The sequence below is a fragment of the Lentzea kentuckyensis genome (genome assembly GCF_002150765.1).
In the GTDB taxonomy this organism is placed as follows: Bacteria; Actinomycetota; Actinomycetes; order Mycobacteriales; family Pseudonocardiaceae; genus Lentzea; species Lentzea kentuckyensis.
This window is the reverse complement of record NZ_MUYM01000104.1, coordinates 1-23,945: the sequence shown is the minus strand read 5'-3', so window position 1 is coordinate 23,945 and position 23,945 is coordinate 1. Positions and strand designations below refer to the sequence as shown.

The 23,945-nt window shown below is 69.5% G+C and carries 26 protein-coding genes; 20 read left to right on the top strand and 6 right to left on the bottom strand.

Annotated elements, in window-relative coordinates:
* Window positions 1-24 precede the first annotated feature (24 nt).
* From B0F77_RS38535 to B0F77_RS38525, 3 genes are read left to right on the top strand one after another with little or no spacing between them, the layout of a single operon-like run.
* Window positions 25-159: a DUF3072 domain-containing protein gene (locus B0F77_RS38535; RefSeq protein WP_229693122.1), complete on the top strand. Its 135-nt coding sequence runs from the start codon at window positions 25-27 to the stop codon at window positions 157-159.
* A gap of 37 nt (window positions 160-196) precedes the next feature.
* Window positions 197-691, top strand: coding sequence for a YflT domain-containing protein (locus tag B0F77_RS38530; RefSeq protein ID WP_245849206.1), 495 nt, complete (start codon window positions 197-199; stop codon window positions 689-691).
* Between the two features lie 4 nt (window positions 692-695).
* Window positions 696-1,160: an MSMEG_6728 family protein gene (locus B0F77_RS38525; protein WP_086667997.1), complete on the top strand. Its 465-nt coding sequence runs from the start codon at window positions 696-698 to the stop codon at window positions 1,158-1,160.
* Window positions 1,161-1,168: 8 nt separating this feature from the next.
* Here the strand turns inward: B0F77_RS38525 and B0F77_RS38520 are convergent, their stop codons facing one another.
* Window positions 1,169-2,086, bottom strand: a complete 918-nt coding sequence (locus tag B0F77_RS38520) for a sensor histidine kinase (protein WP_086667996.1) — start codon at window positions 2,084-2,086, stop codon at window positions 1,169-1,171.
* A gap of 256 nt (window positions 2,087-2,342) precedes the next feature.
* On the opposite strand from B0F77_RS38520, the gene B0F77_RS38515 reads away from it, so the two are divergent.
* A complete protein-coding gene (locus B0F77_RS38515; RefSeq protein ID WP_086667995.1) occupies window positions 2,343-2,717 on the top strand; it encodes an STAS domain-containing protein in 375 nt (124 codons plus the stop codon).
* 52 nt (window positions 2,718-2,769) lie between these two features.
* Window positions 2,770-3,936, top strand: coding sequence for a PP2C family protein-serine/threonine phosphatase (locus tag B0F77_RS38510; protein WP_086667994.1), 1,167 nt, complete (start codon window positions 2,770-2,772; stop codon window positions 3,934-3,936).
* Window positions 3,937-3,939: 3 nt separating this feature from the next.
* Here the strand turns inward: B0F77_RS38510 and B0F77_RS38505 are convergent, their stop codons facing one another.
* On the bottom strand, window positions 3,940-4,344 hold the full coding sequence (locus tag B0F77_RS38505; protein WP_086667993.1) for a hypothetical protein: 405 nt from the start codon (window positions 4,342-4,344) through the stop codon (window positions 3,940-3,942).
* A gap of 132 nt (window positions 4,345-4,476) precedes the next feature.
* On the opposite strand from B0F77_RS38505, the gene B0F77_RS38500 reads away from it, so the two are divergent.
* The 4 genes from B0F77_RS38500 to B0F77_RS38485 all read left to right on the top strand — a co-directional run bounded on the left by B0F77_RS38500 (window position 4,477) and on the right by B0F77_RS38485 (window position 8,509).
* Window positions 4,477-7,032, top strand: a complete 2,556-nt coding sequence (locus B0F77_RS38500; RefSeq protein ID WP_086667992.1) for an ATP-binding protein — start codon at window positions 4,477-4,479, stop codon at window positions 7,030-7,032.
* A gap of 42 nt (window positions 7,033-7,074) precedes the next feature.
* A complete protein-coding gene (locus B0F77_RS38495; RefSeq protein ID WP_086667991.1) occupies window positions 7,075-7,506 on the top strand; it encodes a hypothetical protein in 432 nt (143 codons plus the stop codon).
* Window positions 7,507-7,508: 2 nt separating this feature from the next.
* Window positions 7,509-7,931, top strand: coding sequence for a hypothetical protein (locus B0F77_RS38490; RefSeq protein ID WP_143467138.1), 423 nt, complete (start codon window positions 7,509-7,511; stop codon window positions 7,929-7,931).
* A gap of 257 nt (window positions 7,932-8,188) precedes the next feature.
* Window positions 8,189-8,509 (top strand): VOC family protein, encoded by a 321-nt coding sequence (locus tag B0F77_RS38485; protein WP_425435781.1) that lies wholly within the window; start codon window positions 8,189-8,191, stop codon window positions 8,507-8,509.
* A 188-nt stretch (window positions 8,510-8,697) separates the two neighbouring features.
* Here the strand turns inward: B0F77_RS38485 and B0F77_RS38480 are convergent, their stop codons facing one another.
* Together B0F77_RS38480 and B0F77_RS38475 are read right to left on the bottom strand one after the other, a co-directional pair.
* Window positions 8,698-9,234: a GNAT family N-acetyltransferase gene (locus B0F77_RS38480; protein WP_086667988.1), complete on the bottom strand. Its 537-nt coding sequence runs from the start codon at window positions 9,232-9,234 to the stop codon at window positions 8,698-8,700.
* Window positions 9,231-10,052, bottom strand: coding sequence for a PIG-L family deacetylase (locus B0F77_RS38475; RefSeq protein WP_086667987.1), 822 nt, complete (start codon window positions 10,050-10,052; stop codon window positions 9,231-9,233). The genes B0F77_RS38480 and B0F77_RS38475 overlap by 4 nt, the downstream gene beginning before the upstream one ends.
* A 192-nt stretch (window positions 10,053-10,244) precedes the next feature.
* Between B0F77_RS38475 and B0F77_RS38470 the strand changes: the two genes are divergently transcribed.
* The 4 genes from B0F77_RS38470 to B0F77_RS38455 all read left to right on the top strand — a co-directional run bounded on the left by B0F77_RS38470 (window position 10,245) and on the right by B0F77_RS38455 (window position 16,406).
* A complete protein-coding gene (locus tag B0F77_RS38470) occupies window positions 10,245-11,849 on the top strand; it encodes an elongation factor G (protein WP_086667986.1) in 1,605 nt (534 codons plus the stop codon).
* Between the two features lie 99 nt (window positions 11,850-11,948).
* Complete coding sequence (locus tag B0F77_RS38465; RefSeq protein ID WP_086667985.1) at window positions 11,949-12,911, top strand: hypothetical protein; 963 nt, start codon at window positions 11,949-11,951, stop codon at window positions 12,909-12,911.
* 301 nt (window positions 12,912-13,212) lie between these two features.
* Window positions 13,213-14,874 carry an ABC transporter ATP-binding protein gene (locus B0F77_RS38460; protein ID WP_086667984.1) on the top strand — a complete coding sequence of 554 codons (1,662 nt, stop codon included), beginning with the start codon at window positions 13,213-13,215 and terminating at the stop codon, window positions 14,872-14,874.
* Window positions 14,875-14,954: 80 nt separating this feature from the next.
* Entirely contained in the window at window positions 14,955-16,406 is a 1,452-nt protein-coding gene (locus B0F77_RS38455) for an amidase (RefSeq protein WP_086667983.1), read from the top strand.
* A gap of 25 nt (window positions 16,407-16,431) precedes the next feature.
* On the opposite strand, the gene B0F77_RS38450 is transcribed toward B0F77_RS38455, so the two are convergent.
* Window positions 16,432-16,995, bottom strand: coding sequence for a TetR/AcrR family transcriptional regulator (locus B0F77_RS38450; protein WP_086667982.1), 564 nt, complete (start codon window positions 16,993-16,995; stop codon window positions 16,432-16,434).
* 206 nt (window positions 16,996-17,201) lie between these two features.
* On the opposite strand from B0F77_RS38450, the gene B0F77_RS38445 reads away from it, so the two are divergent.
* From B0F77_RS38445 to B0F77_RS38415, 7 genes are all read left to right on the top strand, one after another.
* Window positions 17,202-18,017 (top strand): oxidoreductase, encoded by an 816-nt coding sequence (locus B0F77_RS38445; protein ID WP_086667981.1) that lies wholly within the window; start codon window positions 17,202-17,204, stop codon window positions 18,015-18,017.
* A 74-nt stretch (window positions 18,018-18,091) separates the two neighbouring features.
* On the top strand, window positions 18,092-18,925 hold the full coding sequence (locus tag B0F77_RS38440; RefSeq protein WP_086667980.1) for an enoyl-CoA hydratase/isomerase family protein: 834 nt from the start codon (window positions 18,092-18,094) through the stop codon (window positions 18,923-18,925).
* A 57-nt stretch (window positions 18,926-18,982) separates the two neighbouring features.
* Complete coding sequence (locus B0F77_RS38435) at window positions 18,983-19,834, top strand: alpha/beta fold hydrolase (RefSeq protein ID WP_086668017.1); 852 nt, start codon at window positions 18,983-18,985, stop codon at window positions 19,832-19,834.
* 84 nt (window positions 19,835-19,918) lie between these two features.
* Window positions 19,919-21,064, top strand: a complete 1,146-nt coding sequence (locus B0F77_RS38430; protein ID WP_086667979.1) for a low temperature requirement protein A — start codon at window positions 19,919-19,921, stop codon at window positions 21,062-21,064.
* Window positions 21,065-21,532: 468 nt separating this feature from the next.
* Window positions 21,533-21,889, top strand: coding sequence for a MerR family transcriptional regulator (locus B0F77_RS38425; RefSeq protein WP_086667978.1), 357 nt, complete (start codon window positions 21,533-21,535; stop codon window positions 21,887-21,889).
* 57 nt (window positions 21,890-21,946) lie between these two features.
* Window positions 21,947-22,672, top strand: coding sequence for a DinB family protein (locus B0F77_RS38420; protein WP_211294247.1), 726 nt, complete (start codon window positions 21,947-21,949; stop codon window positions 22,670-22,672).
* 19 nt (window positions 22,673-22,691) lie between these two features.
* The gene (locus tag B0F77_RS38415; protein WP_086667976.1) at window positions 22,692-23,267 is read left to right on the top strand and encodes a dihydrofolate reductase family protein; all 576 of its coding nucleotides are present in this window, start codon (window positions 22,692-22,694) and stop codon (window positions 23,265-23,267) included.
* Window positions 23,268-23,294: 27 nt separating this feature from the next.
* On the opposite strand, the gene B0F77_RS38410 is transcribed toward B0F77_RS38415, so the two are convergent.
* Window positions 23,295-23,732, bottom strand: a complete 438-nt coding sequence (locus B0F77_RS38410) for a GNAT family N-acetyltransferase (protein WP_245849205.1) — start codon at window positions 23,730-23,732, stop codon at window positions 23,295-23,297.
* Window positions 23,733-23,945 lie beyond the last annotated feature (213 nt).

Below are 23,945 nucleotides of genomic sequence, written 5' to 3'. Positions count from 1 at the left end.
GACTGGACGACCGGTGACGAGCCGATGACCGGTCCGCAGGAGTCCTACCTGCACACACTCGCCCAGGAAGCGGGCGAGGAGGTGCCGGCCGAGCTCACCAAGGTCGAGGCCTCGCAGCTGATCGACCGTCTGCAGGAGAAGACCGGCCGGGGCGGCTGATCGTGTCAGGAGGCCTGTTCGCGGGTAATCGTTCGGTGTGGACATCGAACCGAACGTTGTCAGCGGAAATGTGCCCGAGCAGAACGTCGCCAGGGGGACCGTGCCCGAGTCGAGCGTGCTGGCGAGTTTCCCGAACTACGAAGACGCCCAGCGGCTCGTCGACCGGATGTCGGACGACGGTTTCCCGGTCGAGAGCGTGCGGATCGTCGGCGAGGGCGTCCGGACCGTCGAACAGGTCACCGGGCGGATGACCCGCGGCCGGGCCGCACTCGCCGGCGCGGTGAGCGGAGCGTGGTTCGGTGTGCTGATCGGACTGCTGTTCGGCCTGTTCACCGGGGGTGCCGCGTGGATCTGGCTGCTGCTGATCAGTCTGCTCATCGGTGCGTTCTGGGGCGCGGTCTTCGGGTTCGTGGCGCACTGGAGCACGCGCGGGCGGCGGGACTTCTCCAGCGTCATGACGCTGCAGGCGCGGCGGTACGAGGTCCACGTCGACAAAGAGCGTGCTGCTCAGGCGGCGCGCTACGTCCTCTGATGCCATGCAGACGTTCCTGCCGTACCCGGACTTCGCCGCGACCGCTGCCGCGCTGGACAGACGCAGACTCGGCAAGCAGCGGGTGGAGACGTTGCAGGTGCAGCGGGCGCTGGTCGTGCCGGGGCACGGCTGGCGTCACCACCCGGCGGTGCGGATGTGGTCCGGCTACGAGGAAGCGCTCGTGCGGTACGGCCTGGAGGTCTGCGCGGCGTGGCGGGCCCAGGGATTCCTCGACACCTGCGAGGCGACCATGCGGTCGGATCTGGCGCGGGCCAAGGGCATCACGGTGGTCCGGACGCAGGAGGAGCTGGCCTCGGCGGGGCAGCTGCCCGGCTGGCTGGGGGACGACGCGGTGCATCGCAGCCACCAGTCCGCGTTGGTGCGCAAGGATCCTGAGCACTACCGGCGGTTCTTCCCCGACGTGCCGGACGACCTGCCGTACGTGTGGCCCGCCTCCGCCGTCGCGTGAACCGGTGATCAGACCCCGCCGACGCTCACCCGGACGGTGAACCCGTCCTCGTCGTGTCCCATCGACACGTAGTCGCAGGTGCGGTGCAGGATCCACAACCCCAGACCGGCCGACCGGGTCTCGGAGGTCGGCATCAGCCCGGCGAGCGGGTCCGTCGGCCCGAACCCCTGGTCGGTCACCGTCACGACGACCCGTGATTCGTCCGCCCACAGCCGGAACCGCACCGGTGCGACGCCGTGGCTCAGGCCGTTCGTGACGATCTCGCTCGCCGCGTACACGACGTCGTGCGTGTTGTCCTCGGTGAGCCGGACGCCCGCGATCGCCGCGTTGACCGCCTCCCGCACGGCCGCGGGCGACGGGTCGACCAGCGACACCCGCGGGGTCGCCTGTTCCAGCGCGTCCGGGACGGGCCTGCCGAGCGGCCGGCCGTTGCCGAAGTCCGGGTTCGGCAGGTGCTCACCCGCCGTGGTGGCGACGTACTCGTGGGTGCGCGCGACGTCGGCCAGCACCTCGGGCGGGGTGATCCTGGTGTCGTACGGGCACAGCCCCCACAGCGGGAACTCGGCGAACGCCTGGTTGACGGCGTTCTCGTAGCGGCCCCACCAGTCCCACGGCACGCCGAAGCCGGGGTGCGGCACGTCGCCGATCGTGCGGATCTGGGTCGCGCCGGCCTTGGCGAGCCCGCCGAAGATGTCGCGGTAACTCGCGATCGCGTCGGCCGGCCGCGCGTACTGGTCGGCGCCCGGCAGGTAGGTGACGGCGCCGTCGTCGCCCAGCGCGCCGCGCAGCAGGGTGGTGTTCTTCTCCGCGCACCCGATCAGCGTCGGCTGGCCCGCACGCAGCCCGCCCTCGACGAACGGCACGGCGATCGTCAGGAACTCGTCGTCGGACCCGCAGAACGCCGTCTCGTGGAAGAAACCGGTCATCGAACGCACTCCACACCTTGCGGCGAGAGGCAGAGGTGGTCGTCCGGGTGCAGACCGACGACCACGTCGGTCACAGCGGACGTGCGCATGACGCCCGATCCTACGCTCGTTTTCGGTGGGCCATCCGAGGGAACCTGAGACCCGATGGGCGTCGCACGGCTCGCGGTACCGCGATCACCCGGGTACTGCGCTACGGTCGTCTCGGGTTGAGCAGACAGCCCGTGGCGGTCGTGCTGTCCCAGCGAGAGGTTGCCGCATGCACACCGACGACCAGATCCCCTTCCGCACCACGAGTGAGAGCGTGGGCGCCGCCGTTGTCGTGCGCGTTGCCGGTGAGCTGGACTGTTCGACGGCCGAAGAACTGTCTCTGCTGCTGGACGGCGCCGTGCTCGCGGTCGATCCGCCCGCGCCCGTCGTGGTGGACCTGACCGACGTGGCTTTCCTGGGCGCCCAGGGCATCGGACTGCTGCTCGAACACCAGGACGAGTGCCTGCGGCGGGGCAGCGAGCTGGTCGTTGTCGCGAACACCGCCGCGGTACTGCGACCGCTGCAGGTGCTGGAGCTGACGGACGTGCTCGGCGTGCGGTCCGGCGTTCCCGAGTTCATGCCGGGGGTGTCCGGTCTGGCGTGACCGTTCCACAGAGGAACCGAGGAGGAACGCCACGGAAGACGCGTCGTTCGCCATGCTCGCGAGCCTGCTCGAGGACAACCATCTCGCCACGCTGGAGCGGTTGCCGGAGCTGGTCGAGAAGCGCGCGGCCGACGCGGGGCTGTCGGAGATCCTGATCATGCTCGCGGATCTGCGCGAGGAGTCGCTGGTGGCGCTGCACTCCGGCGAGACGCGCTCGTTCCCGGTGGACGCGAGCCTCGCGGGCAGGGCGTTCCGGGACGTCACGCTGATCGCGACCGCGCGCGACGACGGCCACCACTTCTGGATTCCCCTGCTCGACGGCACGGAACGCCTCGGCGTGCTCGGTGTCTCCGCACCGGACCGCGAACCCTCCACATTAGACAAGGTCCGGGCGCTGGCCTCGCTGGTCGCCCTGATGCTGGTGAGCAAACGGTCGCACAGCGACACCTACCACCGGCTCGTGCGCGCGAGGCCGATGGCCGTGGCCGCGGAGGTCGTGTGGCCGTTGATGCCGCCGCTCACCTTCGCCACGGACAACCTCGTGCTCACCGCCGTGCTGGAACCCGCCTACGACATCGGCGGCGACGCGATCGACTACGCGGTCGACGGCCACGTCGTGCACCTGTCGATCTTCGACGCGATGGGCCACGACCAGTCCGCCGGCCTGACCGTGGCGCTGGCCACCGGGACGTGCCGCAGCCACCGGCGCCGCGGCGCGAACCTGGTCGACACCAGCGTCGCCGTGGACGAGGTGATCGGCCAGCAGTTCGGTGGGAGGCGGTTCGCCACCGGCGTGCTGGCCGAACTCGACTTCCGCACCGGCCGGTTCCAGTGGGTCAACCGCGGCCACCCGCACCCGTTGCTGATCCGCCAGGGCCGCTGGGTGCGTCAGGTGCGCTGCCGGCCGGCGCCGCCGATGGGGTTCCGGCTGCCCACGACGCCGACGCTGTGCCAGGAACAACTCGAACCCGGCGACCGGCTGCTGTTCTACACCGACGGCATCGTCGAGTCGCGGGACGCCCACGGCCGCCAGTTCGGCCTGCGGCGGTTCGCGGACTTCGTGATCCGCCGCGAGGCCGACGGCTGCTCGGCACCCGAGACGTTGCGCCGCCTGATGCGCACCGTGCTCGAGCACCAGGGCGGACGGCTGCAGGACGACGCGACCGCGCTTCTCGTCGAGTGGAACCACAACCGCGAGAAGTCACTGCTGATCCGCTAGTGCCTAGAGCATCGGCGGCATCAACCGGTAGCTCTCGTTGTAGTAGTCGTCGGTGCGCTTGCGGTAGTCGTCGTGGTTGTCCGGGTCGTACTCGGGCGCGTTCTTGATCTGCTCCTTGGTGCGGTCGACGTAGACCTTGCGCTCCTGGTGGTCCACGCGCTGCACGGTGCCCACCGGCAGCACGACCTTGCGCCCGAAGATCCACGGCCCGGTGTCCACCATCAGGCAGTCGTGGGGCACCTCGGCGTTGTGCTCGTCGATCTTGCCGATGCCTCCGTCGGTCGCCTCGACTTCGTAACCGATCAGGCCGGTGTCCGGACGCTGGGCGAGCTCTTGCTCGTCGTGTTCGGGCTGGTCCGCCCAGGACGGATCACGCCACACCCACGGCACGAACGGGACTGGCTGCATGTCGGCCTCCTCGTCTCCTGGAGAGTCTTCTGGAGGATCTTCTGGAGGTGGGGTACCCAGAGATCAGTCCCGGATCACGTCGTCGAGCACGGGACGGAGGTGCGCGGTGATCGCGATCATTAGGCTTTCACCATGTCCCGCCCGAGACCCGATGACGCGCAGACGCTCGATGAGCTCATCGCGGCGTTGCGCGCGCTGAAGGTGTGGGCGGGCAATCCGTCGTTGCGGCAGATGGAGAAGCTGTCCGGACTGGCCCGCAGCACGCTGGCCGACGCGCTCAGCCCGCGGCGCAGGACCGCGCCGGCGCTGGAGGTGTTCCAGGGGCTGCTGAAGGCGTTCGACACGACCGATGTGGAGCCGTGGCTCGCCGCGTGGCGCCGGGTGCAGGCCGAACCGGCCCGTGCTGCTCCGAGCGCCTCCGTGCCCCGGCAGCTGCCGGCGGTCGTGCCGGGTTTCAGCGGCCGCGCCAAGGCGTTCAAGGAGCTGACCGCGCTGCTGGAGGGCGGCAGCAGGCTCGCGGTGGTGTGCGGGATTCCCGGTGTCGGCAAGACGGCGCTGGCCGTGCAGTGGGCCCACCAGGTGGCGAACCGGTTCCCGGACGGTCAGGTGTACCTGGACCTGCGCGGGTACTCGTCGGGCCCGCCGGTCACCCCGGACCAGGCGCTCGCGCTGGCGATCCGCGCGTTCGGCGTGCCCGGCGAGGACATCCCGTTGCAGCAGGACGCGATGGTCGGCATGTACCGGTCGATCACGTCCGACAAGCGTGTGCTGGTCATGGTGGACAACGCGCCGAGTGCCGCACATGTCCGCCCGCTCGTGCCCGGTGGTCCGGGCTGCATGACGGTCGTGACGAGCCGCGACCGCCTGGCGGGGCTGGTCGCCCGCGACGGCGCGTACCGGCTGGAGCTCGGCGTGCTCACCCCCGAGGAAGGCCCGGCCGTGGTGATCAGCGTGCTGGGCGCGGAACGGGTGCTGCGCGAGGAGGACGCCGTCGAGGAGCTCGTGCGGTTGTGCGGTTACCTCCCGCTGGCCCTGCGAATCATCGCCGCGAACCTCGCTGACCGTCCACATCAGACGATCGCGGAGCTGATGGACGAGCTGACCGCCGGTGATCGGCTCACCGCGCTGGAGGTGGAGGGCGACGAGGACGCCGCGGTGCGCACGACGTTCGACCACTCCTACGCGGCGCTCGATCCGTTGGCGCAGAAGTTGTTCCGGCGCATGGGAGTCGCACCTGGGCCGGAGCTGCCGGCGCGCGCCGCGGCCGCGTTGCTCGACCTGCCCAGCGCTGAGACCGCGTTGCGCACCCTGATCTCCGCGCACCTGGTCGAGGTCCGGGCCGCCGGTCGGTACGGGCTGCACGACCTGTTGCGGTTGTACGCGCGCGAGCGTTGTGCGGCAGAGGAAAGCGGCTCTGAGCCGCTCGACCGGCTCTACGCGCAGTACCTGGACATGGCGGTGGCGGCGGCACGCGCCGTGCGTCCGGACTTCTCGGTGCTCGCTTCCGTCACTCCACGGCACGTGTTCGCCGGTGCCACCGAGGCGTTGCAGTGGTTCGACACCGAGCGCCCGACGTTGGTGACCATGATCGAACAGGCGGGTGCGCCGATGGCGTGGCTGCTGACCGACGCGCTGCGCGGCTGCTACTGGTTGCGCCGCCACACCGCCGAGTGGCTGGCCGTGGCACGGGTGGGTCTGGCCGCCGCCGCGAAACACGGTGATGCCGGTGCCTCGGCGGCGATGCACCTGTCGCTGGGCACCGCGCACTGGGGCACGGGCGACTACCGGGCGGCGGCCGAGCACTTCGAGCACGCCGTCGAGTTCAGCCGGGCGGCGGGGGACCGGTTCCGCGAGTTCAGCACGCTCGGCAACCTGGGCGGCGTCTACGCGGAGCTGGGTTCGCTGGAGGAAGCGGTCCGGTGTTTCCGCGAGGAGCTCGCCTACTACGCCGAAATTGGAGACACGGCCAGGCGCGCGCGTTCGCTCGGAAACCTCGGCCAGACCGAGATGCGCCTCGGCCGGCTGGTCGAGGCCGCCGCCGACCTGCAGGCCGCCGTGGAACTGCGGGAGGAGATCGGCGAGACGCGGTCGGCGGCCAACACGCTGGGCGCGCTCGGCGTCGTGCACCGTTACCTCGGCGACCTCGACCGGGCCGCGCACTTCCTGACACGCGCCCGCCAGCTCAACCACGACCACGAGGACCGGATCAGCGAGGCCGCCGCGCTGGACGACCTGGCCCGCGTGCACCGCGACGCCGGCCGTCCGGACGAGGCACTGCGGTGCGCGGAACAGGCGTTGTCGCTCGCGAAGGGCTCCGGCCGGGTGGAGATCGACGCGCTCATCACCGTCTCGGCCGTGCGCGGACGCCGGGACGACCTGCGTCGTGCGTGGCGCACGGCCGTGGAGATCGGTTACGGCCACGGCGTGGCGGACGCGCTGGTCGAGCTCGCCTGGCTGGACCTCGCGGCCGGTGACGTCGCCGCGGCGTTGACGGACGCCTCCGCGGCGTCCGAGCGGGCGGCGGAGACCGGTCAGAACATCCTGGCCGGCCTCGCACTTGTGGCGTTGACCAGCGCACATGAGGCTCATGGCGACGCCGCGGCGGCCGCGGACACCCACCGGCGGGCAAGCGAGGTGCTGGCGGCCGCGGGCTATCGGGGTGTCCGGGATCGTCCGAACAGCTTGTGAGCCGCTGTCGCACTTGATAGATCCGTGAGCAAAGGGGGGCTCATGAAGAAACTGACTGTGTCGATGGCGGCTGCGCTGGCTCTGGGAACGCTCGTGGCGCCGGCCGCGCACGCCACCTGTGATCCTGTTTACGACCCGGGATCGGCTTGTCCGGGCAAGTTCGTGCTGCGGCCGGACACGCCGGTCGGCAGCGAGGCGTACGCGGAGGGCCAGTTCGCCACGGAACTCTCGGTGGTGCTGCGCAAGCCGACGTTCGTCAAGGACACCGCCGACGACGGCCTGGACGCGTACCTGTGGGTGCTCTACGGCCCGTGGAACGGTACGAAGCACAAGGAGCCGATCGCGGTCGCCTCCGGACCCGGCGCGCAGACCGACGTCGAGTGGGTCTCGCCGCCCGGCGTGTCCGTGACTCAATTCCAGATACGGGTGTGCCTCGGTCCCGGCGAGGTCACCTGCTCCCGGTGGGTGGGCTGAGCGTGAAGAAGCTTTCTGTCTCTGTCTCTCTCGCACTGGTTCTCGGGCTGTGTGTCGCGCCCGCGAACGCCACGGTCAAGTGCGGCGGCGATCCCGTCTACGACCCGGGCTCCAACGACCAGTGCCACTTCACGATTCCCGCGTCCATGCCCGGTGCCGAAGCGACCGTGTACGGCAGGTTCTACGGCCGGGCGCCGATGGTGCGCGAGCCGTCGTACCTCAAGGACACCGCCGACGACGGCCAGGACGCGTACCTGTGGGTGCGCATCGACTCGCGCGGGCAGGAGTACGACCGGCAGATCGCCGTGGCTTCCGGGCTCGGCGCGACGGTGAACGCCCAGGCCTTGCTGGGCGAGGGCGACGTGATCTACGCGAGGGTGTGCGTGGGAGCGGGCACGGTGAACTGCTCGCCGTGGAGGCGCTGACCGGCTGACCGGATGTGTCCGGGGTCGTCCGAACGTCTTTCCTGGTCAGGGGGCCGGAAGACACGCTCGGACACATGCTGGAACTGTTCACGCGCTGCCGGCCCGGCCTGGGGGTCCGGACCGGCAGCGCCGCCGTCCTGTCCATCGTGAACCTGCCGCGCAGCAGTTAGGCCGATGAGTTTCGGCCGCGCGCCCGGTCCACCCTCTCGACCACAACCGAGAGGGTGGATCACGTGGACATGCACAGCGTGATGTGTGTGAGGGACCTGGCCAGGGCGCTGGAGTGGTACGAGGTCTTCTTCGGCCGTGACGCCGACGAGATCATCGGCGAGGAACGCCTCTGGCAGGTCGGCGAGAACGCCTACCTCGTGCTCGACGCCCGCGAGGTGCGGTCGTCGCGCGTGGGCGGCTCGATGATCACGTTCGGGGTGGCCGGCGGCGACTTCGACGCGGCCCTTGCCCGGCTCGCCCGGCACGGCATCACCCACGAACCCGTCGAGACCTACTCCAACGGCGTCCGGCACGTCGAGGTGCTCGATCCGGACGGCAACAGCCTGGCGCTGGCCGCGCTGCCGTGACGGTCAGACACCCTGCTGGGGAACCTAGTGCCGTAACCGGCAACCTTCGCCGCGTCTTCCGGCGCCCAGCAGGGCGCCTCGCGGCACCGGCCCCGCACCCGCAGCCAACCAGGATGAGGACGCGGGGCCGGCACCGCGATCCACCCGTCTGGACACCGAAATACGGGCAAAGGCTGCCGGTTACGGCACTATGTGCGCACGTGCCGATGTCCGCTGTTTGGGAAGGCAGGGGGCGCGGCCGGCAGCAGGTCGTGCAGGGGGAAGCCGCACTTCTCCGCCACCCGGCAGGAGGCTCGGTTGTCCTTCGCGTGCAACAAGTCCAGGCGCGTCAGCCGGACCAGGTCCTGCTCGCCCAGTGCCCATCGCGACACGGTGTCCAGGGCACGGGCGGCGATGCCCTGACCCCGGACCGCCGCCGCGGTCCAGTAGCCGACCTCGGCCACGCCGGCTGTCCCAGGCTTCACCACCACGTGCCCGATGGGCGATGTGTCGTCCTCCTCGGCGACCACGGCGAAACTGAACCGCGTAGTGGAGGCCCAACCGGCGTCCTGTGCGTGCAGCCACTGCCGGGCATCGGTCTCGTCGGCCAGCGACGTGGCCAGCCAGCGGCGCAGCTCCGGGTCACGATGCGCCGCGAGCAGCGCCGGCAGGTCGTCCGGCCGCCACGGGCGCAGCCGCAGGGCGGCCGCCGACTCGGTCTGCGGCACGGACAGCGTGATCGTCATGGTCGCGCATTCTGGGGTGTGCCGGCTCCGAGCCCGGCGAAGAGGTCGGTTTCCGGGACAGGTGAGCCCGTGGTGTCCCGTGCCCGGACGAAGTCCTCGACGCCGAACGCCTCAGCGAACCCGGCGGCCGGCAGCCTGCCCGCGATCGACGAGTCGAGCTGGGAGGCGTGGCAGTGCAGCGCGGCGCGCTTGCGATCGACGACCGCGCGGGTGTCGATGGTCGTGGTGATGCGCCGGTCGACGTCATCGAGTCCGGCCGGCAGGTCCCGATGGATGCCGACCGAGGCGGCCACCCGGACCAGGCGTTCCCAGTACGCCCGGCCGTGTGCCTTGAAGTACAGCTTGGCGGCCACTCCGGACAGGTCGAACGCCGCCGTGGCGACCCGTGCGGCGTGCAGGTGGTCCCGGTGCTGCGCCGTGTTCTCGGCGTCGTAGGTCACCACGACCTGCGGCTCGTAGTGCTCGATCAGCCTCGCCACCTGGTCGGCGGCCTCGGACACCGGCACGTCCACGAAGGCGCCCCGGGGCTTCTCCCACGCCGCGATGCCCGAGTCGTGGTACCTGAGCAGCTCGACATCGGTCACGCCGAGGACGCGGCACGCTGCCTGCAGTTCGCCGAGCCGGTGCGATGCGACCCGTGCGGGGTCATGGGTGGGCGTGAACGGCCTGGCGCCGTCCGGTGCGTCGCCGAGCTCGCCGTTCGTGCAGGTCACGAGCACGATTCGGGTGCCGAGCGAGGCGTAGTGGGCCAGGACGCCACCGGTGGACGTCGACTCGTCGTCGGGATGGGCGTGCACCGCGAGCAGTGTTCGGGTCATGGTGTCCAGTACAGGCGATGGGGGAAGCCGGTCGCACGGTGGCGGCGTGGTGACCTCAAAATCTCGGTTGCGCTGTGGAACAGAGGTCTGCTCAACTGCGCATGACCAGTCGGCCGGGCAAGGAGAGGCACATGCGCGGGGCGTTCGTGTTCACCCAGAAGGTATTCGTTGCCTATCTAGAGGACATGACGCTTGTCGCGCACCTTGAACTTGGGAATTCTGGCTCACGTCGACGCTGGTAAGACCAGCCTCACCGAGCGGTTGCTGCACACCGCCGGTGTCATCGACACGCTCGGCAGTGTGGACGCGGGGAACACGCAGACCGACTCGCTCGCGCTCGAACGGCAGCGCGGCATCACGATCAAGTCCGCCGTCGCGTCGTTCGTCGTCGGCGACGTCGTGGTCAACCTGATCGACACACCGGGCCACCCGGACTTCATCGCCGAGGTGGAGCGGGTGCTCGACGTGCTGGACGGCGCCGTGCTGGTGGTGTCCGCGGTGGAGGGCGTGCAGGCGCAGACCCGCGTGCTCATGCGCACGTTGCGGCGCCTGGAGATCCCGACCGTCGTGTTCGTGAACAAGATGGACCGCCGCGGCGCTGACGGGGAGCGCGTGGCGCGTGACGTGGTCGAGAAGCTGGAGACCGAGGCGCCGATCTACTTCGGGTCCGCGATCACCGGTGCCGGACTGGACGAGCTCATCGCCGGTGTCACGTCGGTGTTGCCGGTGACCGACATGGTCGACGGTCAGCTGTCCGGCACGGTGTTCAAGGTCGAACGGGGGAGGGCGGGGGAGAAGGTCGCGTTCGTGCGGCTGTTCTCCGGGACCGTGCGAGTGCGTGATCGCGTGAAAATCGGGGACGGCGAAGGAAAAGTCACCTCGATCGCGGTGTTCGAGGGCGGCACGGCGCCGCGGCGCACCACCGCCAGGGCAGGGCAGATCGCGAAGCTCTGGGGCCTCGACGTCCGCATCGGCGACACGATCGGCGTCGCTCGTCACGACCGCGTCCACCACTTCGCGCCACCGACGCTGGAAACCGTGGTGGAATCCGACGATCGGGTGGCTCTGCACGCCGCGCTGCAGCAACTCGCCGAGCAGGATCCGTTGATCAACCTGCGGCTCGACGGGGACGACATCGTGGTCTCGCTGTACGGCGAGGTGCAGAAGGAGGTCATCGAGGCGACGCTCGCTCTGGAGTACGGCATCGCCGTCACGTTCCGCGAAACGCGAACGGTCCGCGTGGAACGACCCCGGGGCGTGGGCGAGGCGGTGCGGTTCCTCGGCGAGAGTCCGCACGCGGCCACCATCGGGTTCCGGGTGGAACCGGGGCCGGAGGAGTTCCGGCTGGAGGTCGAGCTGGGCTCGTTGCCGCTCGCCTTCTTCAGGGCCACCGAGGACGCCGCGCGCGACACGTTGCGCGCCGACCGGATTCACGGCTGCACGGTGACGATGACGCACTCCGGCTACTGCTCACCGGTGAGTGTGGCCGGCGACTTCCGCGGCCTCGCACCGATCGTGCTGCGGGAAGCGTTGCGCCGCGCGGGAACCGTGACGTGCGAACCGATGCACCGCTTCCGGCTGGAGATTCCGGCGGACGCGCTCGCCGCGGTGCTGACCGCGCTGGGCAAGGCCGGCGGCGTTCCGCTGACGACGACCGCGACCGTGCTGGAAGGGCACATTCCGGTGCCGCGGGTGCACGAGCTGCAACGACGACTGCCCTCGCTGACCCGCGGGGAAGGCGTGCTGGAAAGCGAGTTCGATCATTTCGCCCCGGTCAGGACCTGGTCCAGAGGGTGATGTCGCGGCCGTTCGCCACCTGTCGAACGGCCTGGGACGTGGGATGGTGAGGTGGTGGACACGACTGAAACCCTTGGGGCTGTGGCACATCCAGGCGGCATGCTGGTGCGTCGACCGGAACTGACCGTGGGTGTCGTGCGTGCGATGTCCTGGCTTTCGGGTCTGGAGATCGAACTGCTGGCCCGCCGTCCGCCGGCTCCTCGTGGTGCGACCGAACGGCAGCAGGACATCCGCGAGGGGCTCGCGAGCCGGCCGTCGGTCGCGCCGCGTCGGTTGCTGCCTGCCTACGACGAGGGCATCGACCTGCGCGTCGGCCGGCTCGATCACGCAGGCCGCGCGCACTGGGAGTACGCCACGTCCTCCTCGTCGAGCAGCGGCGACCACGCCCTCGGCACCTTCGGTCCCACCCTCCGGGCTGCGTACCAGTTTCCGCCGACGTTCGACCAGATGTCGCTCGTGCTCGCGTGGCCGGAGATCGGGTTCCCGGAAACGGTCATCACCATGCCACTGCCCGGCCGGACCACCGTCGAGCGCGCGGCAGCCTCGATCTGGCACGTACCACTGGACGTTCGTCCCGTGCCGGAAGGGTTCACCCACCACGTCGACCACGGCCACGACTCACTGGCCATCGAAGAAGGCACGACCGTCGCGCCACCCCGGGTACTGCATCGCCGTGATCACCGCGCGGCCGTCGTGCTCACCCGGCTGACCGCCACGAACTCGATGCTGTCCATGGAGCTGCTCAGCCTTGCCAAGGGCGATTCCGCGGACGCGATCACCGCTCAGGTCTTCTCGCCGCGGCGTCGACCCCTTGGCGCGTTGGACGATCCGGCGCAGCTGCGGGCAAGGGGCCCTGGTGCCTCGGTGGCAGTCGTCCAGGGGCACGAGGCCTTCTGGATCTGGCCGAGTGACAGCTCCTCCTCCGGAGGTGACCAGTCGTTCTACTGCAGCCGTGAGTTCACGCTCAACCGTCCGCAGGACGACCTGCTCGACCTGATAGTGGCCTGGCCTCTCGCCGGACTCCACGACGTGCGAGTGCGCATCCCCCTCGACCCCGCCTGAACAACGCCGACATGGCGGTTCCCGTTCGCGTGGGCGTTCCGTCGTCCCGCCAGGTGACGGGTCTTGACCGGTCACCCGGCTGGACGGTCCAGCCGGTTCACCGGTGCCGTGAGGCAGGTCGCGCGGCAGAAGATCGTGGTACCGGTCTGCGGCGGCGTCCTCGCCCGCCCGGATCGGGATCCTCAGCCACGATCAGAGAAGACGGAGTTGTTTCCCCGTGCGCACCCCGACCGACCGCGCGACCTGGCGAACGTTGCTGGGGTATGCCAGGCCACAGCGACGCACCATCCTCTTTGGAGGGATGCTCGTCCTGCTGAGCGGTCTTGCCGCCGCCGCCCAGCCGCTGGCGGCCAAGGCACTGGTGGACCGGCTGGGTTCAGGTGAGGGGATCACCGGTCTGCTGGCGTTGCTGGTCGGCCTGGCGCTGGCCGGTGCCGCGATCGCGATGGTCGGTGACTACCTGCTCGAACGTGCCGCCGAGTCGGTCGTGCTGGTCGCCAGGAAACGGCTGGCCCGGCGACTGCTCTCGTTGCGCGTGCCCGCGGTGCAACGCACCGAACCAGGAGATCTGCTGTCCCGGTTCACCAGCGACACGACGTTGCTGCGCGAGGTGTGCACGCACGCGCTCGTCGCACTGGTCACCGGCTCGGTGACGACCGTGGTGATGGTCGTGATGATGGGCGTGATGGACCTCGTCCTGCTGGGCATCACCCTGGCCGTGCTCGCGGTGGTCGGGCTGCTCGCGCTGGCCGGGATGCCGATGATCGAGAAGGCGTCGCACGCCGCTCAGAGCGCTGTCGGCGAGACGGGGGCGCGGCTGGAGCGCGTGCTCGGCGCCTTCCGCACCGTGAAGGCGGCCGGTGCCGAAGCGCGGGAGATCGCCGCGATCGAACGGGGTGCCGAGAACGCGTGGCGGGCCGGTGTCCGTTCGGCGCGGTGGGAATCGCTGGTGCACGGCTCCAACAGCCTCGCGGTCCAGGCGTCGTTCCTCGCCGTGCTCGGCATCGGCGGCGCACGGGTCGCGACCGGAGCGATCCCACTGTCCACTTTGGTGGCTTTCCTGTTGTTCCTCTTCTACCTGCACGAGCCGATCGGGCAGTTGCTGCACGCCGGCAGCAGGCTGCAGATCGGTCTCGCCGCAGTGCGCAGGCTGGGCGAGGTCGACCAGTTGCCCGCCGAGCCGGTCAGCGTCGGTGGCACCGAGGCGGCAGGAGCGGGCGGAGTTCACTTGACCTTCTCCGACGTCCGGTTCCGGTACGGCCCGGACCTGCCGGAGGTGCTGCGAGGTGTGAGCGTCGACGTCCCCGCGGTGGGCATGACCGCCTTCGTCGGTCCTTCCGGTGCGGGGAAGTCCACGCTGTTCGCGTTGATCGAGAGGTTCCACGAGCCGGACTCCGGCGAGATCCGGCTGGACGGCCGCGATCTGGCGGAGTGCGATCTGGCGAGCCTGCGGGCGGGTATCGGTTACGTCGAACAGGACGCGCCGCTGCTGTCCGGGTCGTTGCGCGAGAACCTCGTCTACGGCCGCCCGGAGGCGACGGAGCAGGAGATTCGCGACGTGGTGGCGCAGACCCGGCTGGACGCGCTCGTCGAGCGGCTACCCGACGGGCTGGACACCGCGGTCGGGCATCGCGGCACGTTCCTGTCCGGTGGTGAGCGGCAACGGGTCGCGCTTGGCCGTGCGCTGCTCAGTCGTCCGCGGTTGCTGTTGCTGGACGAGATCACCTCGCAGCTGGACGCCGCGAACGAGATGGCGATCCGCGACGTGGTCACCACGGCGGCGAAGACGATGACGGTGCTCGTGGTGGCGCATCGGCTGTCGACGGTGACGCAGGCGGACCGGATCGTGGTGCTGGACAACGGGATCGTGCGCGCCACCGGCACCCATGACGAGCTCGTTCTGAGTGATCCGTTGTACGCCGAGTTCGCCGCCACCCAGCTGCTCACCAGAGAGGAGAACTGACAAATCGGTCCTGTTGGCCGGTTCCCGTTGCGCCAAAAGGAATTTCGTGGCTTCGTCGACCATCCAATAGCCTCGAATTCATGGAATGGAGCTTTCAGCCGGCCGAAGAGCAACTTGCCGCATTGCGCGCCGGCACGGTGACATCGGTGGAGCTGACCGACGAAGCGATCGCCCGCATCGAGCGCGACGACAAGGCGATCAACGCGATCTGCGTGCCGGACTTCGACCGTGCGCGGGCCGCCGCACACCGTGCGGACCAGGCCCGCGCACGTGGTGAGGACCGGCCGCTGCTCGGCGTTCCGGTGACGGTCAAGGAGTCGTACAACATCGCCGGGCTGCCGACGACCTGGGGCATGCCGCCGCACCGGAACTACCTGCCGGCCGAGGACGCGGTGCAGGTGTCGCGACTCAAGGACGCGGGCGCCGTGGTGCTCGGCAAGACCAATGTGCCGTTGGGGCTGCAAGACATTCAGAGCTTCAACGAGATCTACGGCACCACCAACAACCCGTGGGACCACGGTCGCACGCCGGGCGGATCCTCCGGCGGGTCGGCGGCGGCCCTGGCGGCCGGGTTCGGCGCGCTGTCCATCGGCTCCGACATCGCCGGCTCGCTGCGCACGCCCGCGCATTTCTGCGGCGTCTACGCGCACAAGCCGACGCTCGGACTGGCGGCCAACCGCGGCATGGTCGCGCCGACCGAGCCGGCGTTGCCGGTCGACCTCGACCTCGCCGTCGTCGGTCCGATGGCACGCACCGCCCGCGACCTCACGCTCCTGCTCGACGTCATGGCCGGACCGGACCCGCTGACGCACGGCGTGGCACACCGCTTGGCGCTGCCGCCCGCCCGCCACGAGCGGCTCAGCGACTTCCGCGTCCTGGTGCTCGACGAGCATCCGCTCATCCCGACCGGGTCCGCCGTGCGGGCGGGCGTGAACCGGGTGGCCGCCGCGCTCGTCGACGGCGGCGCGCGCGTCGAACGGCACAGCCCGCTGCTACCCGACCTGACCGAGGCCGCGACGCTCTACCTGCAGTTGCTGATTTCGAGCACCGTCGCGCGTTTCCCCATCGGATCGATCGAGCAGCTGCGAGCCCACATCGCCGGACTGAGCGCGGACGACCAGAGTCTTGACGTCGTGCGGTTGCGCGCCATCACGTTCAGCCACAGCGACTGGATGGAGGCGAACAACCGCCGCGAACTCCACCGCCACGGCTGGCGGCAGCTGTTCGCCGAGTTCGACGTCGTGCTGTGCCCGATCACGCCGACGCCCGCGTTCCCGCACGACCACACCCCCAACCCGATGGAACGGCACGTCGAGATCGACGGCGTCGAGCACCCCTACTTCGACCAGCTCGTCTGGGCCGGCCTGGCCACCATGCCCGGCCTGCCCGCCACCGCCGTCCCCGCGGGCCGGTCGCCAGAAGGCCTGCCGGTCGGAGTGCAGCTGATCGGCCCGATGTTCGAGGACCGCACCCCGCTGCGGCTGGCCGAACTGCTCGAGCAGAAGATCGGCGGTTTCCAGCCGCCTCAGTGAGGCGCGCGGTACAGCGCGAACTGCCTCAGCCGCGTGGCCCTGCGCCGTGCAGCAGTGTGTCGATGACGAGTGTGGCCAGTGTGTCCGGGTCCTGGTCGCCGCCGGGCTTGTTCACGGCTTCGCTGAGCAGCGCGTAATACACCTGGCGCGTCCAGTCCATGTTCGCGTCGGGGGCGAGGAGTCCCTCCTGCTGTGCGCGGTCGAGGAGGTTCACCGTGTGGCCGTCGATCTCCTCCCAGAGCGCCGCCGCGGCGGGAGTGTGCGCGGTGGCGTGGCTGAGGGTGAAGCGCCAGGTGCTCTTGACCCGCATGACGTTCGCGGTCACTCGGTAGAGCGCCACGAGTGCGGGAGCGGAGTCTGGCCGGGCTTCCTCGATCGCGTCGATGAGCTGCTGCTTCGCGGAGACGGCGAGTGCGTCCAGCAGTGCCTGCCGGTTGGCGAACCGGCGGTGCACCGTGATCCTGGTCAGTCCCGCCGCCTCGGCGATCTGCTCCATGGAGGCACTCGCGTCCTCGGCGAGCACTCGCTCCGCCGCCTCGAGAATCGCGCGCACACTGCGCTCGGCGTCTGCCCGCAGTGGTCGGCCCATGTCTGTCTCCCCACCTCGTCCGCTACTGCCCCCTTGTAGAGGATACGGGAACGCTACTAGTAGGCGCTTAACTGATACTTCGATGTTGCCGCTCTAACCACTAACTGATACGGTGGTGAAACGGATCGGGTTGTGGGGCGTCGGTGGACAAGCCCGTCGCTCGCCCACGGCAAGACCACGTAAATCACCTGAGTCAGGAGTCCGAGATGACGACGAACAAGCCAGTGGCCCTCGTGACCGGAGCGTCCTCCGGCATCGGGAAGGCCGCGGCCCTTGCGCTGGTGGAGACCGGATATGACGTCGTCGGCACCAGCCGGGACGCGTCGAAGGCCGCGCCGCTGCGCGGTGTGACGTTCCTCGACCTCGACGTGGCCGACGACGACTCGGTCACCGCCGCGGTCGGACAGGTGATCGACCGGTTCGGCCGGATCGACGTCCTGGTCAACAACGCCGGGTTCGGCGCGGGCGGCGCCGCGGAGGAAAGCTCCATGGCCCAGGACCAGCGCGTCTTCGACATCAACGTCTTCGGCGTCATCCGCATGACCAAGGCCGTCCTGCCGCACATGCGTGCCCAGCGCAGCGGGCGCATCGTCAACATCTCGTCCATCGTCGGGTTCATCCCCGTGCCCTACATGGCCGTCTACGCCGCGTCCAAGCACGCCGTCGAGGGCTACTCCGAGTCCCTGGACCACGAGGTCCGCGAGTACGGCGTCCGCGTCCTGCTGGTCGAGCCCTCGTGGACCAACACCTCGTTCGAGGCGAACGCCACCCAGCCCGACCAGCCGCTGGAGGTCTACGCCGAGCACCGGCGCGCGTTCGACCAGCGGATGGCGGCAGCGGTCAAGGCCGGCGACGACCCGGCCGTCGTCGCCAAGGCCATCGTCGCGGCCGCCACCGACGCCAAGCCGAAGCTGCGCTACCCCGCGGGTGCGCAGACCGGACGCGTCCACGCCATGCGCAGGCTCGTGCCGTCGCGGATGTTCGACCAGCAGATCCGGAAGCTCAACCAGCTCCCCGCCTGACACAGGCCGTGCGTGACCCCATTTTCCAACCGGCTGAGAATCCTCGACCGGATCCGCCTCTTCTGGAGCGCCCCATGACCCGGCACAGCCTGTTCGCCATCGAGACCGTGGCACCCAAGATCCGCAAGGTCACCTACTCGAACCCGCCCGTCAACCTCGTCGGCCCGGACACCGTCACCCAGCTGCTCGGACTCGTCGACGAGCTGAGCGCGGACGAGCAGGTCCAGGTCGTCATCTTCGACAGCGGCATCCCCGGATACTTCTTCAACCACGCCGATCTCGGGCAGGTGGCCGAACTCCTGGCCATGACCGGTGCCGACTCGACCCCGACGTGGGTCGACCTCGTGACCCGCCTGACCGGCGCCCCGTTCATCAGCATCGCCTCCATCCGCGGCCGTACCAGGGGCGGCGGTGACGAGATCACCCTGGCTTTCGACCTGCGCTACGCCAGCCGCGAGCACGCGATCTTCAGCCAGCCCGAGGTGGGGACCGGCCTGGTCCCCGGCGGTGGCGGCAGCGAACGCCTCGCCCGGCAGCTCGGGCGTGATCGCGCGCTCGAAGCGATCCTCACCGGCCAGGACTACGACGCCGACCGCGCCGAACACTACGGCTGGGTCACCCGAACCCTGCCCGACGCCGAACTCGACGACTTCGTCAACGACATCGCCACCCGCATCGCCTCCTTCGACAAGGCCGCCGTCGCGGGCGCCAAAGCACAGATCAACCGAGCCACGCTGCCGCCGGAGGCCGACCTGCGCGCGTCCTGGGCGGAATTCGCCGGATCGGTTCCGCGGCCGGGATTCCAGCAGCGCATCCCGCAGCTGGTCACCCTCCTCGCCGAGATCGGTGTGGCCGAGGTCGAGGAAAACCTCGGCCGTTACCTCGGCCTCGCCAACCAGCAGGCGTAGCCACCGCCGAAGAGCCCCAGCTCTTCCCCGGCACGAAACCGAAAGGCGATGCTGTTCATGAGCACCTATCTGTCAGACATGGCCGAGGACCTCACCGTGGAAGGTCCTTCCGCGACCTTCACCTACCGGCGACTCGGCCCGCGGGGCGGCATCCCCCTGGTCCTGCTGAACCGGGTCCGCGCGACGATCGACTGGTGGGACCCGGAGTTCCTGGACCACCTGGCCGCCGGCCACGACGTGATCGTGTTCGACAACGTCGGCACCGGCTACACCACCGGCGAACCGCGTGACTCCGTCGAAGGATTCGCCGACGGCACCATCGAGTTCATCGAGGCCGTCGGTCTGCCGCAGGTCGACCTCCTCGGCTGGACACTGGGCGGCACCGTCGCCCTGCAGGTGGCGCTGCGGCGGCCCGGCCTCGTCCGCAAGCTCGTCGTGGGGGCGGCCAACCCGGGCGGCCAGGTGCCCGGCGCCCCCGCCGCCGACGGCAAGGTGCGGGCCGTCATGGCCAAACCCGAGCCCACCGCGGACGATCTGGTGTACCTGTTCTTCCCCGAGACCGACACCGGCCGCGCCGCCGGACACGCTTACCTCGCCAGGGTGTCCGCACGGCTGGCCGCCGGCGGCCCCGTAGTTTCCGAGGCCGCTGTGAAGGGCCAGCTCGTCGCGATCGACAAGAACGCCTCCGTCCCCCTGGACCGGGTGTGGGCCGACCTGGAAACCATCACCCACCCCGTTCTCTGCGCCGCCGGCGTCCGGGACGTCATGATCCCTGCCCTGGCCTCCTGGACAGCCGTCCAGCATTTCGCCAACGCCACTCTCGTCGCCTACGGCGATGCCGGGCACGCCTTCCCCTTCCAGCACCCCCGCGAGTTCGCCGTCCAGGTGACCAACTTCCTCGCCGACTGACGATCAGCGACACGACAAGAGCCAGTCGACGTCCACGAGCGGTTCTGCCGGCCCGTCGTCGCTGTGACACCGAGGAGATCAATCGTGAAATCGACCGGCGATGCGAGGCGCCGAGAGGTCACACCGCTGGAGTTGTTCTTCGACCTGGTCTACGTCTTCGCGATCGGCCAGTTGTCGCATCAGCTCCTGGCACACCCGACCTGGACCGGCGCGGCCCAGACCCTCGTGCTCTACCTCGCGGTCTTCGCGGCGTGGGCGTACACCACCTGGGCCGTCACCCTCGTCCCGGCCGAGAACCCGCGAACCCGGCGGATGTTGCTGGCGGTCATGCTCGCCGGGCTGTTCATGAACGCCGCGATCCCGCGAGCGTTCGACGACGCCGGGTGGATCTTCGTCGCCACCTACCTGTTGATTCACCTCGGCCCGACGGTGTGGTTGCTCACGGTCGGCCTCGATCCGGTCAACCAGGAGCATTTCCGTCGTGTCCTCGTCTGGTTCGCCGTGGCCTCACCACTGTGGTTGATCGGCGCGTCGGCCGACGGCAACGCGCGGCTGGCGTGGTGGGCCGGGGCAATCGTGGTCGAACTCGTGGGCACCCTGACGGCTCATCCGTTCCCCGGCCGCAGACTGGATTCCCGGCAGGTCTCCTTCGCCGGTGGGCATCTGCTGGAGCGGGGCCGGCTCTTCATGATCATCGCTTTCGGAGAGGCGGTGCTGACCACCGGCGCCGCACTGACCACAGCGCCGTACCGGCCGATGACACTGCTGACCGGCACCGTGGCGCTCGTCGGCACGGTCTCGTTGTTCTGGCTGTTCTTCAGTCGCTCCGAGCGGGTCGTGCACCACTACCGGCGGACAGAGGACCCGATGCGGGCCGGTCTCACCGGCGTCCACAGCCTCATGATGTCCGTCGCCGGGATGATCGCCGCCGCCGCAGGCGACGAACGCGTGATCACACACCCGACGGAGCACGCCGGTGTCACCACGAACCTGCTGCTGTTCGGCGGGCCGATCCTCTACATCGGCGCACAGACCTGGCACAGGGCGACCTTGTTCGCCGATCTGCACTGGTCACGACTGGTCGCACTGGTCGCGCTGGTCATCGGATGCGGCGTCACGGTGGCCGCCCCGGCCTACCTGGCGGCGATCATCGCCGCCGCGATCGTCGTCGTGCTCACCGCGTTCGAAAGCCGCCGTCCGGCCGAGAACGCGCACGGAGCGGCGCGCTAGACCAGGTCAGCATGCCTGCGTCACTGGATCGAGTAAATCTACGGTGACTGGGGTAGACATTCGCTTCTGGCTGAGCTTAGTATGTTCCACGTCGCAAAAGAGAACGTCATATCGGCACGGGAGATGACGAACTACCCGTGAGCAAGACGTGCCGCAGCCGACCAGCGGTAAGAGGTCCGGCAGCGGCCAAGTAACAGAAGAAGTCAGTACCAGAGGAGAAAGGGAGGGTTGCACGCCATCGGATCGCCCGCCTCCGGCTGAACGTCGCCGAGCGGGTACCGCAGTTCCATCAGATTGGTAGGTGGTCTCCGGTTACGCATAAGCAACGATCCCCGCGGTTCTCGCCCTTGAGGCGGGTCACGCGGACACAGGAACCCGATCTCACGGTCGGTTGATGGAAGTGAAACCCACAAACCCTTGGGGCCCCGGTGCTTTGCGCATCGGGGCCCCTCGTGATGAGAAGGCGCGATGACCCCAGAGATACCCAGGCAGGAAACCGCCGAGCCGCAGACCGCGGCCGAGAACCTCGACGACGACCACTACCCCGCCTACACCATGGGCCGCGCCGCGGAGATGCTCAACACCAGCGCGTCCTTCCTGCGCAGCCTCGACGAGGCGAAACTCATCCAGCCGCAGCGCTCCGCCGGTGGGCACCGCCGCTACTCCCGCTACCAGCTACGCCTGGCCGCCCGCGTCCGCACGCTGCTCGACGAGGGCATGGGCCTCGACGCCGCCTGCCGCATCGTCACGCTGGAAGACCAGCTCGAAGAAGCCCGAAACCTCAACACCCAGGCAGCGTCGCCGCACAGTCCCGACGAACCCTGACCGTCTCTGCGAGGTGTGGACCGGGCTTTGTCGGTGCCCGGTCCTAGGATGCGGAGCATGACGCGGTATGTCGACGAGGATCTGCACGGTGCGGAGTTCCGCGAGTGCGATCTGACCGGGGCACGCCTGATCGGCGTCGTCATGCAGGACGCCGTGATCGACGGGCTCGTCAGCAACCTGGTGGTGAACGGTGTCGAGGTCACGGAGTACGTCGAGGCCGAGCTCGACCGACGTCATCCGGTGCGGACGCTGATCCGCTCCGAGGAGCCTGCCGATCTGCGCGAGGCAGCGCGTCAGCTCCATGCCGGCTGGGCCGCCACGATCGAGCGAATCCGCCGCACGCCCGGCATCGAGCGCCGCAGCGTGAACGACGAGTGGTCGGCGGTACAGACGATGCGCCACTTGGTCTTCGTCCACGACTCGTGGTTCCGCCGCTGCTGCCTGGGCTCGACGGAGCTGTTCACACCCATGGGCATCGGGCCGGCCGACGAGCCCTACCGTGAAGCGCACGGGCTCGACCTCTCGCTCGATCCGGCCCTCGACGAGATCGTCAGCGTGCGTGACGCCCAGGCCGCCGAGCTCGAGGCCTGGCTCGACGAGGTCACCGCTGTGCAGCTGGCAGCGCGAGCGCCGGTGCCCGACGACGACGTCTGGCCGCCGTACGCCCGAGGCCGCTCGGTGCGGCAGTGCCTCGGCACGGTGCTGAACGAGACGTTCGAACACCACCGTTTCTGCGTCCGGGACCTCGACCTGATCGAGGCACGCAACTCGTCCGCCGACTAGCCAGAGGAAGGGACTGAGGATGGGTAGGACGCCGCTGCGGCTTTACATGTCCATGTCGGTCGACGGGTACATCACCGGGCCGGACGACCGGCCGGGCCAGGAGCTCGGCCGCGACGGAGGGCGGCTGTTCAACTGGCTCGACGACCGGATGTCCGAGGGGATCAACGGGCAGGTGTACGCCGAGGCCTCGTCGACCGGCGCCGTGATCTCCGGGCGCCGCACGTTCGAGCTGGCCAGGCGGTGGAACGGCGACCACCACGACGGCGTCCCGATCCACGTGCTCACCCACACCATCGACCCGGCCGACGAGCCACCGGGCAGCGCGAAGTTCTACACCGACGTCAACGCGTGTGCCGACGAGGCCCGGGAAGCAGCGGGAGATCGAGCCGTGCTGGTGCACGGCGCGGGTGCGGCACAGGCTCTGCTGGAAGCGGGCCAGCTCGACGAACTCGAACTGCACCTCGTCCCCGTGCTGCTGGGTGACGGACGGCGGCTGTTCGAGCCGACCGGACTCGGCCACGTCGAGCTGGAGCTCGTCCGGCGGCTCGAAGGCCGCGACGTCACGCACCTGCGTTACCGCGTAGTCCAGCGATAAGAAGGCAATGACCGCCGGCCAGCCGCCTCAGGTGCCGTCGTCGAAACGGACGAAGCAGCGCAGCGAGCCGGGTCCGTAGTCGCGGATTTCGGCGTAGCCCAGGCTCTCGTAGAAGGCGCGTTGGCCCGGTTCGTCGTCGGTCAGCAGGACTTTCTGCCGGACCGTGCGATAGCGGTCCAGCACCGCTTTCACCAGAGCGCGGCCGATCCCGCGGCGTTGCTCGTCCGGGTGCACGAGCACATCCTGCAGGTAACAGATGGTCGCCCCGTCGGACAACGCGCGGGCGAGGCCGACCAGCCTCCCGCCCCTACGCGCGGTCACCACGTAGGACGCCCCGGTCACCCCGGCCTGCACCAGGTCGGGGTCGCCGGTGTAAGCCGACCAGCCGACCGACGCGTAGAGCGCCAGCAACTCGTCGGTCGTCATCCCTGATTCAGGTGTGATCACGAGCTCGGCTTCGTCCACCTGAAGATCCTGACAGATTGCTGGTAGTGCTTTGTCGGGTCCGGAGGGACGGACTTCCGCGACAGCGGGCACAGGCGACCCCGGTGGTCGCGCTCTCACGATGCCGCACCTGCAAGTTGGTTGTAGTTACGAGCCGATGTAATCGATTGCAGATCACCTCAACTACCACCAACTGCGCTGGTAGTGGCCATGCGCGCACCGACACACGTCTGC

Bases quoted from the DNA above. Each gene is read 5' to 3' on its own strand.
- B0F77_RS38535 (WP_229693122.1), top strand. From the start codon at position 25: ATGACCGGTCCGCAGGAGTCCTACCTGCACACACTCGCCCAGGAAGCG.
- B0F77_RS38525 (WP_086667997.1), top strand. From the start codon at position 696: ATGCAGACGTTCCTGCCGTACCCGGACTTCGCCGCGACCGCTGCCGCG.
- B0F77_RS38520 (WP_086667996.1), bottom strand. From the start codon at position 2,086: ATGACCGGTTTCTTCCACGAGACGGCGTTCTGCGGGTCCGACGACGAG.
- B0F77_RS38515 (WP_086667995.1), top strand. From the start codon at position 2,343: ATGCACACCGACGACCAGATCCCCTTCCGCACCACGAGTGAGAGCGTG.
- B0F77_RS38510 (WP_086667994.1), top strand. From the start codon at position 2,770: ATGCTCGCGAGCCTGCTCGAGGACAACCATCTCGCCACGCTGGAGCGG.
- B0F77_RS38505 (WP_086667993.1), bottom strand. From the start codon at position 4,344: ATGCAGCCAGTCCCGTTCGTGCCGTGGGTGTGGCGTGATCCGTCCTGG.
- B0F77_RS38500 (WP_086667992.1), top strand. From the start codon at position 4,477: ATGTCCCGCCCGAGACCCGATGACGCGCAGACGCTCGATGAGCTCATC.
- B0F77_RS38495 (WP_086667991.1), top strand. From the start codon at position 7,075: ATGAAGAAACTGACTGTGTCGATGGCGGCTGCGCTGGCTCTGGGAACG.
- B0F77_RS38480 (WP_086667988.1), bottom strand. From the start codon at position 9,234: ATGACGATCACGCTGTCCGTGCCGCAGACCGAGTCGGCGGCCGCCCTG.
- B0F77_RS38475 (WP_086667987.1), bottom strand. From the start codon at position 10,052: ATGACCCGAACACTGCTCGCGGTGCACGCCCATCCCGACGACGAGTCG.
- B0F77_RS38465 (WP_086667985.1), top strand. From the start codon at position 11,949: ATGCTGGTGCGTCGACCGGAACTGACCGTGGGTGTCGTGCGTGCGATG.
- B0F77_RS38460 (WP_086667984.1), top strand. From the start codon at position 13,213: ATGCTCGTCCTGCTGAGCGGTCTTGCCGCCGCCGCCCAGCCGCTGGCG.
- B0F77_RS38455 (WP_086667983.1), top strand. From the start codon at position 14,955: ATGGAATGGAGCTTTCAGCCGGCCGAAGAGCAACTTGCCGCATTGCGC.
- B0F77_RS38450 (WP_086667982.1), bottom strand. From the start codon at position 16,995: ATGGGCCGACCACTGCGGGCAGACGCCGAGCGCAGTGTGCGCGCGATT.
- B0F77_RS38445 (WP_086667981.1), top strand. From the start codon at position 17,202: ATGACGACGAACAAGCCAGTGGCCCTCGTGACCGGAGCGTCCTCCGGC.
- B0F77_RS38440 (WP_086667980.1), top strand. From the start codon at position 18,092: ATGACCCGGCACAGCCTGTTCGCCATCGAGACCGTGGCACCCAAGATC.
- B0F77_RS38435 (WP_086668017.1), top strand. From the start codon at position 18,983: ATGAGCACCTATCTGTCAGACATGGCCGAGGACCTCACCGTGGAAGGT.
- B0F77_RS38425 (WP_086667978.1), top strand. From the start codon at position 21,533: ATGACCCCAGAGATACCCAGGCAGGAAACCGCCGAGCCGCAGACCGCG.
- B0F77_RS38420 (WP_211294247.1), top strand. From the start codon at position 21,947: ATGACGCGGTATGTCGACGAGGATCTGCACGGTGCGGAGTTCCGCGAG.
- B0F77_RS38415 (WP_086667976.1), top strand. From the start codon at position 22,692: ATGGGTAGGACGCCGCTGCGGCTTTACATGTCCATGTCGGTCGACGGG.